Here is a 16,145-nt window from a genome sequence, read left to right on the forward strand (position 1 = left end):
GCCGGAGCGGGAGGAGGGCCCTCGTCGTGGTGCGGGTCGGGTCAGCTGCAGGGAGTCAGCTTCGCGACGGCGTCCGACAGGGTGCCGGTGCCGCCGAGGAGGACGACGCTCGTCGCTCCGCCGGCCTTGATGTCCTGCAGCACCTTGACCGGCACGCAGGTCGGGGGCACGGCGAAGAGGGGGCTCCCCGTGCGCCCGGCGGCCGCGGCTCCGGCCAGGGCGTCGGGGAAGTTCTCTCCGGTGGCCAGGAACACGGTCTCCGACCCGCGGGGGAAGGCCGCCCGGTTGAGCTGCTCCGAGGTGTCGTAGCGGTCGACCCCGCCGAAGCGGGTGACGAGCGGTCCGGCCGGCACCGTGAGGGAGTTCTGGATGCCGGCGCTGACCGACAGCTCGGATCCCGCGATGGTGAGCACCGGCGGCCGGAGCCGCGTCAGGATCCCGACAGTGGTCGGGTCGGCCGCCGGGAGGCCGCCGTTCACGAGGACGACGGGGGCCGAGTTCTTGCCCGCGGCAGCGGTGGCGCTGAGCGCGTCGGGGAACTTCTCGCCGGTCGCGAGCCAGGCCCCCTTCGGCGAGGTGCCTTCGAAGGCGCTCTCGATGATCTTCCGCGACGTGTCGTAGCGGTCGGTGCCTCCGAGGCGGAAGACCCTCCCGTTCGCGTACTGGCCGAGGTCGGTCGCGAGGGCGTCGCTGACGCTGAGGTCGGAGCCGACGACGACGATCCGCTGGGGCTTGAGACGGGTGAGCTCGTCGCGCACGACCTGGCTCACCGAGTCGCGGTCGACCAGGAGGAGCGGGCCGCCCTGCTTCGCGGCGGCGGGACCGGCGCTGAGCGCGTCGGGGAAGTTCGCGCCGGTGGCGATGTAGACGACGGGCACGCCGGGGGTGGCGAAGGTCGCCTTCGAGATCTCGACGGCGGTGCCCTGGCGATCGGTGCCCGCGAGGCGGGTCACCGTCGGACCGTTGCCAGGGGTCGGCCCGGTGGTCGGCGGAGTCGTCGACGCGACGACCCTGAGGGGCACCCGGACGACGAAGGCGGAGCCCGCCGGCTGCTCGACACCGCGGCCGGCTCCCGTGACGCGGATGGAGGGAGCGCCCGTGAGCGAAGTGTCGCCGAAGTTCTGGTACCGGTCGTAGAAGTCCTGGTTCGGCTTCACCGCGACCGACGAGCCGTCGTCGAGGACCTTAGCGGGGGCGGTGAGCGCCGGGGTGCCGTCCGTTCCGACGGTGGCCCGGACGGAGGTGCCGAAGAAGCCGGGCACGCCCGTCTCGACGACGACGACGTCGCCGGCGCCCGCGTCGGTCAGGCTGCCGCCGCCGGCCCAGAAGACGCCGTCGTGGCGGGTCGAGCTCGGAGTGGTCGCGGACAGGTCGACCACGGCCGCGTCCTCGCCGCTCGCCGGAGCGACGGTCAGGCCGGCGGTGACGCTGAGGTCGAAGCCCGTCGTGGACTCGAGCGCCGGGGGGACGTAGGCGTCGTCCGCCTGCGGCGCCTCCGCGGTGAGGTCGAGCCTCACCGCGGGCTGCTCGAACGAGCCCACCGTGCGCTCGAGCGGGATCTCGATGGTGTTGGCGGCGGCGTCTACAGCCGAGGAGCCCGACACGAAGTCGGCATCGCTGGTGCTGAGGCGCCAGTCCACGGTCTCGTACCCCGGGTGCGACCACTCCGTGAACCCGGCGGACGCGCTCGCGGCCGGGAGCTCGACGGTGATGGTCTCCGCGTCGGAGGAGACGGACAGGCCCTTCGCGACGCCGAACTGGTCGATGTCCTTCCAGACGAAGGGCGCGGGCGACGCCTGCACCTCACGGCTCGCGGCTGATGCGGGTGCGGCGGCGACGAGCGATCCCGCCGTCACCGCTGCGACGCCCAGCAGCGCCGCCCCCGATCTGATCCAGTGCTTCCTCGTGCGTGCAGAGTCCACGGGCTTCCCCCTTGATCGTGATGAGAGGGCCGACCGTCGACGCTCCAGCCCCCGAGCGGATCGTCCTCGATCCGCAGCCGCGTCCAGCGCTCGAAAGCTACCTGGGAAGTGATCGGCGCCGCAATGGCCCCTCACCGCAGGTCCCCTCTCGGGGGGTGCGCCTCCGCTGGAGGAGTCCTACTTCTTGTCCTTGGTCTCGACGTCGCCCGAGAGCGCGGCGATGAACGCCTCCTGGGGGACCTCGACGCGGCCGACCATCTTCATCCGCTTCTTGCCCTCCTTCTGCTTCTCGAGGAGCTTGCGCTTGCGGGTGATGTCGCCGCCGTAGCACTTGGCGAGGACGTCCTTGCGCATCGCGCTGATCGACTCGCGGGCGATGATCCGGGCGCCGATGGCGGCCTGGATCGGCACCTCGAACTGCTGACGCGGGATCAGCTTGCGCAGGCGCCCCGTCATCAGCACGCCGTAGGCGTAGGCCTTCTCCCGGTGCACGATCGCGCTGAACGCGTCGACCTGCTCGCCCTGCAGCAGGATGTCGACCTTCACGAGGTCGGCCTCCTGCGAGCCGGCGGGCTCGTAGTCGAGCGAGGCGTAGCCGGCGGTCTTTGACTTGAGGTTGTCGAAGAAGTCGAAGACGATCTCGCCGAGGGGCATGTGGTAGCGGATCTCGACCCGGTCCTCGCCCAGGTACTCCATGCCGATCAGGGTCCCGCGGCGGCTCTGGCAGAGCTCCATGATCGTGCCGACGTAGTCCTTCGGCGCGAGGATCGCGGCCTTGACGATCGGCTCCGTGACGGCGGCGATCTTCCCGACGGGGAACTCGCTCGGGTTCGTGACGATGACGGTCTTCTTGTCCTCCGTCGAGACCTCGTAGATGACCGAGGGCGCCGTGGTGATGAGGTCGAGACCGAACTCGCGCTGCAGGCGCTCGGTGATGATCTCGAGGTGCAGGAGGCCGAGGAAGCCGCAGCGGAAGCCGAAGCCGAGCGCCACCGACGTCTCGGGCTCGTAGACGAGCGCCGCGTCCGAGAGCTTGAGCTTGTCGAGGGCCTCGCGCAGGTCCGGGTAGTCGCTGCCGTCGATCGGGTACAGGCCCGAGAACACCATCGGGAGCGGCTCGGTGTAGCCGGGCAGCGCCTGCGTCGCGGGCTTGGACGCCGTGGTGACGGTGTCGCCGACCTTCGACTGGCGCACGTCCTTCACACCGGTGATCAGGTAGCCCACCTCGCCGACCGCGAGACCCTGTGTCGCGACGGGCTCGGGGCTCGACACGCCGATCTCGAGGATCTCGTGCGTGGCGCGGGTCGACATCATCTGGATCTTCTCGCGCGGCGAGAGCTTGCCGTCGATCATCCGGACGTAGGTGACGACCCCGCGGTAGGCGTCGTACACGGAGTCGAAGATCATGGCGCGCGCAGGGGCGGAGGGGTCGCCGACGGGCGGCGGGATGAGCTCGGTGACGCGGTCGAGCAGCGCCTCGACGCCCATGCCGGTCTTGCCGGAGACGCGGAGGACGTCGTCCGGGTCGCCGCCGATGAGGCTCGCGAGCTCCTTCGCGTACTTCTCGGGATCCGCGGCCGGCAGGTCGATCTTGTTCAGGACAGGGATGATCGTGAGGTCGTTCTCGAGCGCGAGGTAGAGGTTCGCGAGCGTCTGCGCCTCGATGCCCTGCGCCGCGTCGACCAGGAGGATCGCGCCCTCGCAGGCCGCCAGCGAGCGGCTGACCTCGTAGGAGAAGTCGACGTGACCCGGAGTGTCGATCATGTTCAGGGCGAACGTGCGCCCGTCGCGCTCCCACGGCATCCGCACGGCCTGCGACTTGATCGTGATGCCGCGCTCGCGCTCGATGTCCATGCGGTCGAGGTACTGCGCGCGCATCGCCCGGTCCTCGACGACACCCGTGATGCCGAGCATCCGGTCGGCGAGGGTGGACTTGCCGTGGTCGATGTGGGCGATGATGCAGAAGTTGCGGATGGACGCCGGATCGGTCGCGGCGGGCTCGAGCCCGGAGTGTGCACGTGGAGACATCGTGGGACCAGTGTCCCATGCCCGGCGGCGGAGGCCGGGACCGGCGGCTACAGATCGAGTCCGTAGGTGCGGGTGGGCTCGACGCCGGGCGGGTTCTCCCGCTCGCCGAGGCGGACGAAGCCCATGCTCTCGTAGAGGGCGTGCGCGGTGGTCATCAGCGTGCCGCTGTTCATCACGACCCGCTGGAGGCCCCGCTCAGCGGCGAGCATCACGACGAACTCCGTGAGCAGCCGCCCGAGACCCCGCCCGCGTGCCTCCGGGGCGACGGCGAGCAGCCGCCAGTCCAGCTCGCCGGGGCGGCCGAGCTCGTAGAGGTTCGCGCCCGGGCGCGCGGTGGTGACCGTGGCGAGGATCCGCCCGTCGCCCTCGACGGCGACCCAGACCTCGCCCTCGACGTCGTGCCGGGCGACCGCGGCGACGTCGGCGGCGTACTCCTCCCCCAGCTCGTAGTCGTGGGCGTAGGCGGCGAGCCGCAGGCGCGAGACCTCGTCGTACTCCTGGGCCCGGACGCGCCGGACCAGCACCTCGGCGGCGCTCATCCGCGCACCGGGGCCGGGAGGGCGCGCAGCCCGTGCTCCAGCGCGGCGGGGTCAGCGGCGAGGCAGACGCGGATCCAGCCCTCGCCGGTGCGGCCGAAGGCGCTGCCGGGAGCGACGGCGACGAGGGTCTCGAGGAGGAACGACTCGACCCAGGAGGCGACGTCCCCGCCGGTCGCGTGCGCCATGTCGATCCACAGGTAGAACGCGCCCTCGGGCTCGCGGTAGGCAATCCCCCGCTCGTCGAGCACGCCCGTCGCGAGCCGCAGGTTGGCGAGGTAGTGGTCGGAGGCGGCGGCCACCGCGTCCTGCGGCCCGGTCAGAGCGGCGAGGGCTGCGCGCTGGTCCGGAGTGGCGACGCAGCTGATCGCCGCCTCCTGCACCGTGACCATGATCGACGTGAAGCCGGGAGGCGTCACGAGGTAGCCGACGCGGACGCCGGTCATCGCGTAGGTCTTCGAGAAGGAGAAGACGCTGAGGACGCGGTCGGCGTCGTCCCCGCGCTCCTGCGCGATCGCCGCGAGGCTCACGTGCGGGCGCCCGTAGGTGAAGTACTCGTAGACCTCGTCGCTGAGCACCCACAGGTCGTGGCGCCGGGCGATGTCGAGCAGGCGCTCGAGGACCTCCCTCGGGAACACCACGCCGAGCGGGTTGGACGGGCTGTTGACGATCAGGACGCGGGTCCGGTCGGTGATCAGGCGCTCGACCTCCTCGGGATCGGGGAGGAAGGCGTTCTCGGCGCGCAGCGTGTACGGCACGGGGACGGCGCCGATGGTCCGCGCGTTGGTCGTGAAGACGGTGTAGCCCGGGTCGGGGATGAGCACCTCGTCGCCGGGCCCGAGCAGGAGCGTCATCGCCTGGTGCAGCGCCTGCGTGGCGCCGACGGTCACCCACACCTGCTCGACGTCCGCCTCGATGCCGTTGTCTCGCGCCAGCTTCTCCACGATGGCCCGCCGGAGCTCGGGGACGCCGCCGTTGGGCCCGTAGCGGGTGTCGTCGGCCGCCCACGCCGCTCGGGCCGCCTCGATGATGTGCGGCGCGGTCGGCACGTCGGGCTCGCCCACCGCGAGGAGGGTGACTCCGTCGAGCCGCAGCGCGATCTCGAACAGGTGGCGGATGCCCGAGGGCGGCACCGCGGAGAGGTGATCGGCGAGACGGGGCACCGGCGTCACGTTACCGGCGGGCCCGGACCGCGAGACGCCACGGCGGTCCGCCTCCCCCGGCGTGTCGCCCCGGCGGCCCCGACCCGGACGGCGCCGCCTCCGCGGGCGCGGCGCGGTTGAAGGGTGACGACGGGTGCGCTAAAGTTCCTTGTTGGCTTGCGCTCCCCCTCCGGACACCCGGCAGGCGTGGAGTGATCAGAAGCCGGCGACCTCCAGTCGCACCGCAGGGCGTTCAGACGCCCGCGGAAGGGGCACTCCGTCGAGTAGCCGGCTGCACACACGCACATCCGAGAAGAAGGTAATCCACGTGGCAAACATCAAGTCGCAGATCAAGCGCAACCTCACCAACAAGAAGGCGAACGAGCGCAACAAGGCCGTCAAGAGCGAGCTGAAGACCGCCATCCGCTCGGTCCACACCGCCATCGCCGCCGGCGACACCGAGAAGGCCGGCACCGCCCTCGCCTTCGCCGCCAAGAAGCTCGACAAGGCCGCCAGCAAGGGCGTCATCCACAAGAACCAGGCCGCGAACCGCAAGTCGGCCATCGCGAAGCAGGTCGCCGCGCTGTAATACTGCGCGAAGCGGAAACGACGAAGGGTCCGGCCTCTGGCCGGGCCCTTCGTCGTTTCCGCTTCGCGGTCGACGGCCTCCTCGTTCCTCGTCGGCCGTCGCGCGGTCGGCTTACAGGGGTGGTCGCGGTGGGAGGAGCGGGTTTCGTTCCGGGTACGACGATCCGCTCGCACGCGGATCGCCGGTGACCCTGCGAGGGCATCGTCCGGCTCTCGATCGGCTGCGGCCCGGTCGGCTACCGCGGAGGGTCGCGGGGGGAGGAGCGGAGAGCGTTTCGGGGTACGACGATCCGCTGACACGCGGATCGCCGGTGAGCTGTGCCGTCTTCGACGGGCTCCTCGTTCCTCATCGCCCGTCGCGCGGTCGGCTTACAGGGGTGGTCGCGGTGGGAGGAGCGGGGAGCGTTCCGGGTACGACGATCCGCTCGCACGCGGATCGCCGGTGACCCTGCGAGGTCATCGTGCGACGCTTCGTCGTCCATCGGACGTGACGCGGTCGGGTCTCATAGTGGTCGCGGTGGGAGGAGCGGGTTCCGTTCCGGGTACGACGATCCGCTGACACGCGGATCGCCGGTGACCCTGCGGGGTCGTCGTCCGACTCTTCGTCGGCCGCGGTGCGACCCTGCGAGGGGAGGTGATCCCCTCACTGCTGGTCGAGCGGCCGCGGAGCGGCGTATCGAGAACCGCCGGGGACGAGGTCGGTGCGGATCGCGGGCGCAGGGTCTTTCGGGCGGGTCAGAGGCCCCGGGCGGAGACGACGGAGACCATGCGCTCGAGGGCGTACACGGGGTCGCGGGTGGCGCCCTTCACGTTCGCGTCGGCGTCGGCGACCGTCAGGATCGCGGTGCCGAGGCCCTCGCCGGTCCAGCCCTGCAGGTCGCGCCGGGCCCGGTCCACCTGCCACGGAGCGAGGCCCAGACGCGAGGCGACCTGGCCCGAGCCCTCGCGCGAGCCGGCGACCTTCGCCATGGTCCGCAGCTTGCTCGCGAACGCGGCGACGATCGGTACCGGGTCGGCACCGGAGGCGAGGGCGTGGCGGAGCCCGAGCAGCGCCTCGCCGTGACGGCCCGCGATCGCGGAGTCGGCGACGGTGAAGGCCGTGGTCTCGACGCGGCCGCCGTAGTACTTCGCCACGGTCGCCTCGGTGATCTCGCCGGTGACGTCGGACAGCAGCTGCTGGCACGCCGACGCGAGCTCGTCGAGGTCGTCGGAGAAGGCAGACACCAGGGCTCGGACGGCACCGGTGGTCGCCGTGCGGCCGGCGGTGCGGAACTCGGCGATCGCGAAGTCGACCTTGTCGCTCTCGCGCTTGAGCTCGGCGCAGACGATCTCGATGCCGCCGCCCGTGCCCGAGCGGATGGCATCGAGGAGCTTCTTGCCCCGGTTGCCGCCGCCGTGGCGGAGCACCAGGGTCGCCCCGTCCGCGGGCGCCGAGAGGTAGTCGAGGGTCTCGAGGAGGAACGCGTCCGTGCACTTCTCGACGTTCGAGACGCGGATGAGGCGGGGCTCGTCGAAGAGGGACGGGCTCGCGAGCGTCAGCAGCTCCCCCGGCGCGTAGCCGCCGGCGTCGATGTCGCTGACCTCGAGGCTCGGGTCCTCGGCCCGGAGGAACTCGCGGAGGAAGCGCAGCGCGCGGTCGGCGAGGAACTGCTCCGGGCCGGTGATCAGCACGATCGGCGCCGGCCGGGTCTGGTTCCAGGCGAGCTGCGGGATCGCCGCCTTCGAGGGCGCTGCCTTCGCGCGCGCCGGGGCCCTGCCTGCCATGCCGTGTCCTTCCGTGCCGCGCCCGTCCGAGCGCCCTCCACCCTACGGCCCGCTCACGGCGCCCCGAGGCCGCCGCGGGAGCCGTCGCGCCGCTCACCCAGACCGCGATCCCGTCGCTGCGGGACGCGAGCACGACCGTACCCTCGACATCCGACCTCAGCGCCTCGACCCCGCGCTCGGCCAGCAGAGCGAGGAGCGACGGATTCGGATGACCGTAGTCGTTCTCCGCCCCGACGGAGATCAGCCCGACGCTCGCGCCGAGCGCGTCGTAGAGGGCGGGCGACTGGTCGGCGGAGCCGTGGTGCGCGACCTTGACGACGTCGACCCGGCCGACCGGCAGCCGGGAGACGCGCCCCTGCTCCTGCTCGCCGAGGTCGCCCAGGAGTGCGACGGAGAGCGGGCCGCCGCGGGCGTCCGCGCCGATGTCGACCCGGAGGGTCACGCTCGCCTCGTTGCCCCGCAGCGCGCTCCGCCGCTCCGGCCACTCGACCCGCCAGCGCAGCGAGCCGAGCGCGCCGCTGTCGCCGCGGACCGCCTCCTGCACGGCGACCCCGGCGCCGGTGAGCGCCGCCCGGTCGCGCTCGTCGTCGCGGCCCGCGGCGGGCCCGACGAGCGCGGCATCGGTCCGTCCGAGGACGGCGTGGAGCCCGCCGACGTGGTCGAGGTCGTAGTGAGTGAGCACCAGCAGCGGGATCCGGTCCACTCCCATCAGGCGGAGGCAGGCCTCGAGTGGTGCGGGCTCGGGCCCCGTGTCGACGAGCAGCACGCCCGCGTCTCCGCGGAGGAGGACCGCGTCGCCCTGCCCGACGTCGCACATCGCGACACGCCAGTCCTCGGGAACCGAGGCGGCGCGGAGGAGCGGCGTGGCGACGGTGGTGCCGCCGGCGGCCGCGATCGCGCACGCCAGCCCGACGGCGGCGATCCGGCGCACCCGCGCGAGCCGCGGCGACTGCGTGACGAGCACGAGGGCGAGCAGGGTCAGCACGGTGAGCGCGAGCGCTCCTCCCACGCCGGGCCACCAGGCGATCCTCGGAGCGGGCCACGAGTCGACGGCGCGGGCGATCGAGGCGATCCACCAGGCGGGAACGGCGGCGAGACGGATCGCCGCGTCGGCGGCTCCGGGCCACCAGGGAGCGAGCAGGCAGCCGACGAGCCCGAGCCCGGTCGCGGCGGGTGCCGCGGGCTCGGCGAGCAGGTTGGCGAGCACTCCGTACACCGGCACCGACGGGTCCACGAGCAGCAGCACGGGCTGGCAGGCGAGCTGCGCCGCGGTCGGCACCGCGAGCAGCAGGGCGAGAGGCCGGGGCAGCACCCGACCGAGAGCGCCCGCGATCGGCTCGGCGAGCAGCAGGAGTCCGGCGGTGGCGAGGACGGACAGCACGAAGCCGAGCCTCCCCGCGATCGAGGGGTCGGCGGCCACGAGGAGGACGACGGTCGCGAGCAGAGCGGGCACGGCCGCTCCGGAGCGACGCCCGAGCCGCGCGAGGAGGACCACCGTCGCCATCACGGCGGCCCGCACCACGCTCGGCTCGGGGGTCACCAGCACCACGAAGCCGGCGAGCAGGGCGAGGGCGGCGACGGTCCGGAGGCGGCGCCCGGCGCCGAGGAGCGCCGCGATCGTCCAGCCGGCGACCACCACCACGGCGCAGTTGGCGCCCGAGACGGCGGTCAGGTGGGTGAGCGACGCGGTGCGCATCGCCTCCTCGAGCCCCGCGTCGAGCGCGGACGTGTCGCCGGTCGCGAGGCCCGGCAGCAGCCCCGCCACATCGCCGCCGACCAGCGCCGCGCGTTCGAGGAAGCGCGAGCGCAGCACCTCCGCGACGGCCGCCGCTCCCCCGGGACCGCGCCGGTCCTCGACGGACGCCGCTCTCAGCATCGTCGCCTCGCCGACGGACCCCTCCTGCGCCGCAGCACGCGCCTCCAGGTCGAGCTCGGCGCCCACGGGCAGACGACCGCCGGGATCGGCGAGCAGCACGCGGACGGGGGCCGCGGTCGACGCGTCTCCTACCCGCAGCGCCGTCGCGTCGAACCACACTCCCCCGGTCGCGAGCGGTCGGGCACCCGTGTCGACGCGCACGGTGACCGGAGTGAGGGCGCGATCCTCCTGGGCCTCCCGCAGCGACGCCGGGTGGCCACCGGGCGCCGCAGCGACGACGGAGGTGAGGGCCAGGGCGGCACCCGCGCCCGCGACGAGCACCGCTCCGACCAGCCGCCCGCCGAGACCGCGCCGGAGCAGGACGCACGCCGCCCCGAGGAGCACCCAGCCCGCGGCGCACCACGAGAGGCCCCCGTCGAGCACTGCCGCGACCGGCAGCATCCCGGCCGCCCACGCGGTGGTCCACGCGGCCACCGCTGCCGGCAGGAGCCGCAGGTCCGCCGCCCGCACGCTCCTCACGGCGCGACCTGGTCGCGGAACGCGGCGAGCGTCTTCTCGCCGATCCCGGGGACCTCGAGCAGCTGATCGACGGAGGAGAACGGGCCGTTCGCCTCCCGGTGGGCGACGATCTTCTTCGCGGTCGCCGGGCCGATCTCGGGCAGCTCCTCCAGCTGGGCGGCCGTCGCCGTGCTCAGGCTCAGCACGGATCCGGCGGCGGCGGCCCCTCCCGGAGCGGATCCGCCCGGAGCCGCTCCCGCCGCGGCCGGCGCCGCTCCCACGGCCGGCACGACGATCTGCTCGCCGTCGACGAGCCTCCGGGCCAGGTTGACCGCCGCGCGCTCCGCCGACTCCTGGAACCCTCCGGCGGCGGCGACCGCGTCCGCCACCCGCGCCTCCGGCGACAGGACGTACAGCCCGGGAGAGGCGACCTCCCCGGCCATGTGCACGTACAGCGACTCGACCACCGCAGCAGCGGGCGCGCTCGTCGATACGGCGGGCTCCAGGACCCGCTCATGACCGCTCGACCGTGCTCCCGCGAGCAGCACCGCGACCACCGCGGCGCCGATGACGAGCACGACCGCCGCTCCCACTCCCACGCGCCAGCGCGGGCGGGCGCGGCGGGGCCGCAGCAGCGCCGTCAGCTGCTCGTCGTCCGTCCCGCTGGTCTCTGGCATCCGCCGACGGTAGGACCCGCGTCACCGCCCGGCGCAGCCGCAGACACCGATCCGGGGACAGCCCGCCGGATCGCCTCCCTGTGGAGGAGAGAGCAGCACCGGCGCAGGACGCACGACGGGGCCCCTCCCGCGAGAGGAGGAGCCCCGTCGGGACGGATCGGCGGCTAGACCGCCTTCGTCACCAGGTTCACCAGGCGCGGCGCCCGCACGATCGCCTTCACGACCTCGCGGCCGACGAGAGCCCGGGCGACGCCGGCTGTGGCCCGCGCCTTCTCCTCGAGCTCGTCGGAGGAGATCTTCGGCGAGACCTCGAGCCGGTCGCGGACCTTGCCGTCGACCTGCAGGATCGCCGTGACCTTCTCCTCGACCAGCAGCGACGGGTCGGCCTTGCGCCACAGCGCGTGCGCGACGGTGCCCTCGTAGCCCAGGCGGTGCCACATGTCCTCCGCCGTGTACGGCGCGAACAGGTTGAGGGCCATCGCGACCACCTCGACCGCCTCGCGGACCGCGGGGTCCCCGGCCCCGGCGCCCGAGTCGACGACCTTGCGGGTCGCGTTGACGAGCTCCATCAGCCGCGCGACCACGACGTTGAACTTGAACGCCTCGATCAGCGACGGGGACTCCGCGAGGAAGCGGTGGGTCTGGCGGCGCAGAGCCGCGTCGCCCGACTTCCACTCGACGTCGGGCCTCGAGGTGACGTCCTTCGCCAGGCGCCAGGCGCGGGCGAGGAACTTCGCGCTGCCGCCGGGCGAGACGTCGGCCCAGTCGATGTCGTCCTCGGGCGGGCCGGCGAACGCCATCGTCAGGCGCACGGCGTCGACGCCGAACTCGTCCAGCTGGTCCGAGAGCCGGACGATGTTGCCCTTCGACTTGGACATCGCCGCGCCGTCCATCTGCACCATGCCCTGGTTCAGCAGCGCGGTGAACGGCTCCGTGAACGACACGTAGCCCAGGTCGAACAGCACCTTGGTGATGAAGCGCGCGTACAGCAGGTGCAGGATCGCGTGCGTCACGCCCCCGACGTACTGGTCGACGGGCGCCCACTTCTCGGCGAGCTTCGGATCGAAGGCCTGCGTGTCGTCCTTCGGCGAGAGGAAGCGGAGGAAGTACCACGAGGAGTCGACGAAGGTGTCCATCGTGTCCGGGTCGCGGCGGGCGGGCGAGCCGTCCACCGGGTGCGGCACGTTCACCCAGTCCTCCGCCGCTCCGAGCGGCGACGAGCCCTTCGGCTGCAGGTCGAGACCGTCGGTGGAGGGCAGGACGACGGGCAGCTGGTCCTCGGGAACCGGCACGAGCTCGCCGTCGGCTCCGTGGATGATCGGGATGGGGGTGCCCCAGTAGCGCTGACGCGAGATCAGCCAGTCGCGCAAGCGGTAGTTCTTGGCCGAGCGGCCGCGGCCGCGCTCCTCGAGCATCCTGATGACGCGCTCGATGGCGGTGCGCTTGGAGAGCCCGTCGAGCGGCCCGGAGTTGATCAGGCGGCCGTCGCCGGTCAGCGCCTCGCCGGTCGTGGCGGGGTCGAGCGAGTACTCCTTCTCGAGCGCGGCCAGCTCCTCCGGGTCCTCCGGGATGACCGGGATCGCCCCGGTGACGGACGCGTTGGTGTCGACGACCACGCGCACGGGCAGGTCGAAGGCGCGGGCGAAGTCGAGGTCGCGCTGGTCGTGCGCGGGCACGGCCATGACGGCTCCGTGGCCGTAGTCGGAGAGGACGTAGTCGGCGGCCCAGATCGGCAGCCGCTCGCCGTTCACGGGGTTCACCGCGTAGCGGCCGAGGAACACGCCGGTCTTGGGGCGGTCGGCGGTCAGGCGCTCGATCTCGCTCGACTTCTGCACCGTCTCGAGGTAGCTGCGGAACGCGTCGCGGATCGCGGGCTCGGAGCCCTCGACCAGCTCGGAGGCGAGATCGGAGTCGGGCGCGACGACCATGAAGGTCGCCCCGTAGAGCGTGTCGGGGCGCGTGGTGAAGACGGTGACGCGTTCGTCACGGCCCTCGATCTCGAACTCGACGTCGGCGCCGATGGAGCGGCCGATCCAGTTGCGCTGCATGGCGATGACCTTCGACGGCCAGGAGCCCTCGAGCTGGTTCAGGTCGTCGAGCAGCCGGTCGGCGTAGTCGGTGATCTTGAAGTACCACTGCGTGAGCTTCTTCTTGACCACTACCGCGCCGGAGCGCTCGGAGGTGCCGTCCGCCAGGACCTGCTCGTTCGCCAGGACCGTCTGGTCCACCGGGTCCCAGTTGACCCAGCTGTCCTTGCGGTAGGCGAGGCCCTTCTCGTACATCTTGAGGAACAGCCACTGGTTCCACTTGTAGTACTCGGGGTCGGAGGTGTGCAGCACGCGGTCCCAGTCGAAGGACGCGGCGTAGCGCTTCATCGAGCGCTTCTGCTGCTCGATGTTGTCGTAGGTCCAGGTGACCGGGTTCAGCCCGCGCTTGATCGCGGCGTTCTCGGCGGGCAGGCCGAAGCTGTCCCAGCCGATCGGGTGGAGGACGTTGAAGCCCTGCTGGCGCCAGTAGCGCGCGATCACGTCACCGAGCGCGTACGCCTCGGCGTGGCCCATGTGCAGGTCGCCCGAGGGGTACGGGAACATGTCGAGCACGTACTTGCGGGGGCGCTTGTCGTCGGGGTCGTCCGTCGCGAACGGGCGCGTCTCCTCCCAGATCGGGAGCCACTTCTCCTGGAGCGCTCGGAAGTCGTAGCGCTCCTCGTCGCTCGCGCCGGTCTGCCGGGAGGTGTCTTCTGCCACAGGTGCTTCTCACTTCTGAAGGAGGGGGAGAACGCGCACGCGTGGGCGGCTGCGTTCGACCATCAACCCTACTGGCCCCGCGCGCACGGCAGACGAACGCGGCGCCCGCTCACTCCTCGGCGGCGCCCAGCACCGCGAGGAGCGCCCGCGCCTTCAGCCGCGTCTCCTCGACCTCCTCCTCCGGCACCGAGAGCGCGGTGATGCCGCCGCCGGTCCCCAGGCGGGCGCGCTCGCCGTCGAGCACGAGGGTGCGGATCGTCATCGCGAGGTCCAGCGAACCGTCCGAGCCCAGGCGGCCGAAGGCGCCGGAGTAGACGCCGCGGGGACCGCCCTCCCACTCCCGCAGCAGCTCCACGGCCCGGCGCTTGGGCGCTCCCGTCATCGAGCCGGCCGGGAAGAGGGCTGCGATCAGCTCGGCGATCCCGACGCCGGGCGCCCGGCGGGCCGAGACCTCGCTGACCAGCTGGTGGACGTGCGGGTAGCTCTCCACCTCGAGCAGGCGGTCGACGACGACGGAGCCGGGGGCGGCGATCCGGGCGAGGTCGTTGCGGACGAGGTCCACGATCATCACGTTCTCGGCCCGCTCCTTCACGCTCGACACGAGCTCGTCCCGGAGCGCGCGGTCCTCGTCGGCGTCCCGGCCCCGGGGGCGCGTGCCCTTGATGGGATGCGTGGCGACGCGTCCATCGGCCCCGCCGGTGAGGAACCGCTCGGGCGAGGCGCTGACGAGCGCGAGCGGGCCGAGGCGGATCAGCCCGCCGTGATGGCTCGGGCTGGAGCGGCGGAGGCGACGGTACGCCTCGACCGGATCGAACCGGCCCTGGACGACGATCTCGTCGGTGAGGCAGAGCTGGTAGGCGTCCCCCGCGCGGATGGCCTCCTGGCAGCGGCCGATCAGCGCCGTGTACTCGGCGGCGGAGTGGCGGCGGACCGGGACGCCGGCGGGCTCGGGATCCGCGGGGTCCGCGGGGGCGGGCGCCCCGACGAGCTCGAGCAGGCGCGCGGTGAGCTCCTGCACGTCTCCCGTGGCGACCAGGCGGACGGTCCGGGCCCCGTGGTCGAACTCGAGCACGGGGTCGCCCCGGAGCAGGGCGAGGGCCGGCGGATCCGCGGGGCCGGTCGGCGCCGAGGGCAGGGAGACGGAGGCTGCTCCCGCCTCGTAGGAGATCCAGCCGTAGCGGCCGAGCGCGCGGTCGCCCGCCGGGGCCTCGTCGTCGACCGCGGCGAGCGCCGCCGCCACGTCGCCGCCGGCCTCGACGAGGAGCACGTCCCCGCGGGCGCACGCGCCGAGGTAGGAGCGGCCGCTCGTCGCTCCGAGGCCCGAGTCGAGCCAGAACGACGCCTCGGCCGTGGCGAACAGGGCGTGGTGCGCGAGCTCCGGATCGACCCAGGGCAGCTCGATCGAGCGGACGTGCCGATCCTCCGAGACCACTGGGCTAGCGTAGGCGGTCGTGGACGGCGAGCAGGTTCGGGAGTGGGACGGGCGGGCCCTGACGAGCGTTCCCGAGCCGCCCGGCACCTCCCTGGACGCGGCCGACTCCTGGCTGGTGGACGAGGGACGCGTCCGCGGGCTCGACCTGCACCGCGAGCGGTTCGCCGCCTCCGTCGCCTCGGCGGGCGGGCACCCGGACGTCGAGCCGTTCCTCCACGCCGCGATCGCCGCCCTGCCCCGCGAGGGCCGCTCCTTCCCCCGCGTCGAGCTCTCGGGAGGCGCCCTGCGGCTCCGGCTGCGATCCGCCCCGCCGACGACCCGCTCCGTGGTGCTGTGGACGAGCCCCGTGGATCCGCGCCGGACACCGTCCTGGAAGGGGCCGGACATCGCACGTCTCGCCCTCCTGCGGACGCGCGCGCACGCCGCGGGAGCGGACGAGGCCGTGCTGCTCGACGCCGAGGGCGCCGTCATCGACGGAGCGAGCAGCGCGATCCTGTGGTGGCTGGGCGACGCGCTGGTCGTCCCTCCGGCGACGAGCACCCGCGTGCGCAGCGTGACGGCTCGCACCGTCTCGGTGCTCGCCGGCGCGCTCAGCGTGGACGTGATCGAGGCCCCGGCCGAGCCGGAGTCGCTCGAGGGCCGTGAGGTCTGGACGGCCAACGCCCTGCACGGTCTGCGGCTGGCGACCGCCTGGGCGGACGGACCGGCGCTCGCCGCGGAGCCGGGCCGCCTGGACGCCTGGCGGAAGCGGCTGGACGCTCTCAGGCGGCCTCTCCCGGCGCTCTGACCCGCGGAGGACCTCAGCTCCCGCGCGTCCCCCAGACGGAGGGCCCCCGTTCCGGTCCCACTCGTGCGTCCGCCGTGCGAGCATCGAGTACCCCCTCTTCCGGCCCCCGCCGGCCACTCGAGAAAGTCCTGCGATGACGCGTTCCCCC

10 protein-coding genes and 1 pseudogene are annotated in these 16,145 nt (G+C 73.0%); 2 read left to right on the forward strand and 9 right to left on the reverse strand.

Annotated elements, in window-relative coordinates; genetic code table 11:
• Nucleotides 1–41 precede the first annotated feature (41 nt).
• The 4 genes from C5C35_RS09580 to C5C35_RS09595 form a co-directional block, all read right to left on the reverse strand.
• Nucleotides 42–1,922, reverse strand: coding sequence for a cell wall-binding repeat-containing protein (locus C5C35_RS09580; protein WP_146084580.1), 1,881 nt, complete (start codon nt 1,920–1,922; stop codon nt 42–44).
• A gap of 177 nt (nt 1,923–2,099) precedes the next feature.
• Nucleotides 2,100–3,950, reverse strand: coding sequence for a translation elongation factor 4 (lepA, locus tag C5C35_RS09585; protein ID WP_104263014.1), 1,851 nt, complete (start codon nt 3,948–3,950; stop codon nt 2,100–2,102).
• A 47-nt stretch (nt 3,951–3,997) separates the two neighbouring features.
• Nucleotides 3,998–4,489 carry a GNAT family N-acetyltransferase gene (locus C5C35_RS09590; RefSeq protein WP_104223126.1) on the reverse strand — a complete coding sequence of 164 codons (492 nt, stop codon included), beginning with the start codon at nt 4,487–4,489 and terminating at the stop codon, nt 3,998–4,000.
• Entirely contained in the window at nt 4,486–5,649 is a 1,164-nt protein-coding gene (locus tag C5C35_RS09595) for a pyridoxal phosphate-dependent aminotransferase (protein ID WP_104248213.1), read from the reverse strand. Before C5C35_RS09595 ends, C5C35_RS09590 begins: the two co-directional genes overlap by 4 nt.
• A gap of 307 nt (nt 5,650–5,956) precedes the next feature.
• On the opposite strand from C5C35_RS09595, the gene rpsT reads away from it, so the two are divergent.
• On the forward strand, nt 5,957–6,217 hold the full coding sequence (gene rpsT / locus C5C35_RS09600; protein WP_097165711.1) for a 30S ribosomal protein S20: 261 nt from the start codon (nt 5,957–5,959) through the stop codon (nt 6,215–6,217).
• Between the two features lie 734 nt (nt 6,218–6,951).
• Here the strand turns inward: rpsT and holA are convergent.
• From holA to pabB, 5 genes and pseudogenes are all read right to left on the reverse strand, one after another.
• On the reverse strand, nt 6,952–7,980 hold the full coding sequence (gene holA / locus C5C35_RS09605; protein ID WP_104225645.1) for a DNA polymerase III subunit delta: 1,029 nt from the start codon (nt 7,978–7,980) through the stop codon (nt 6,952–6,954).
• A 616-nt stretch (nt 7,981–8,596) separates the two neighbouring features.
• Nucleotides 8,597–10,297, reverse strand: a pseudogene (locus C5C35_RS17410) (ComEC/Rec2 family competence protein); the annotation flags it as partial.
• A gap of 74 nt (nt 10,298–10,371) precedes the next feature.
• A complete protein-coding gene (locus tag C5C35_RS09625; protein WP_104263015.1) occupies nt 10,372–11,031 on the reverse strand; it encodes a ComEA family DNA-binding protein in 660 nt (219 codons plus the stop codon).
• Nucleotides 11,032–11,195: 164 nt separating this feature from the next.
• A complete protein-coding gene (gene leuS / locus C5C35_RS09630) occupies nt 11,196–13,778 on the reverse strand; it encodes a leucine--tRNA ligase (RefSeq protein ID WP_104225642.1) in 2,583 nt (860 codons plus the stop codon).
• A gap of 109 nt (nt 13,779–13,887) precedes the next feature.
• Nucleotides 13,888–15,210: an aminodeoxychorismate synthase component I gene (gene pabB, locus C5C35_RS09635; RefSeq protein ID WP_104263016.1), complete on the reverse strand. Its 1,323-nt coding sequence runs from the start codon at nt 15,208–15,210 to the stop codon at nt 13,888–13,890.
• A 19-nt stretch (nt 15,211–15,229) separates the two neighbouring features.
• On the opposite strand from pabB, the gene C5C35_RS09640 reads away from it, so the two are divergent.
• Complete coding sequence (locus C5C35_RS09640) at nt 15,230–15,997, forward strand: aminotransferase class IV (RefSeq protein WP_258066339.1); 768 nt, start codon at nt 15,230–15,232, stop codon at nt 15,995–15,997.
• Nucleotides 15,998–16,145 lie beyond the last annotated feature (148 nt).

Origin of the sequence: Rathayibacter sp. AY1F8 (assembly GCF_002932165.1) — a bacterium.
Taxonomy (GTDB): Bacteria; Actinomycetota; Actinomycetes; order Actinomycetales; family Microbacteriaceae; genus Rathayibacter.

Coding starts and splice junctions, on each gene's coding strand:
- lepA (WP_104263014.1), bottom strand. CDS start 3,950: ATGTCTCCACGTGCACACTCCGGGCTCGAGCCCGCCGCGACCGATCCG.
- C5C35_RS09590 (WP_104223126.1), bottom strand. CDS start 4,489: ATGAGCGCCGCCGAGGTGCTGGTCCGGCGCGTCCGGGCCCAGGAGTAC.
- holA (WP_104225645.1), bottom strand. CDS start 7,980: ATGGCAGGCAGGGCCCCGGCGCGCGCGAAGGCAGCGCCCTCGAAGGCG.
- C5C35_RS09625 (WP_104263015.1), bottom strand. CDS start 11,031: ATGCCAGAGACCAGCGGGACGGACGACGAGCAGCTGACGGCGCTGCTG.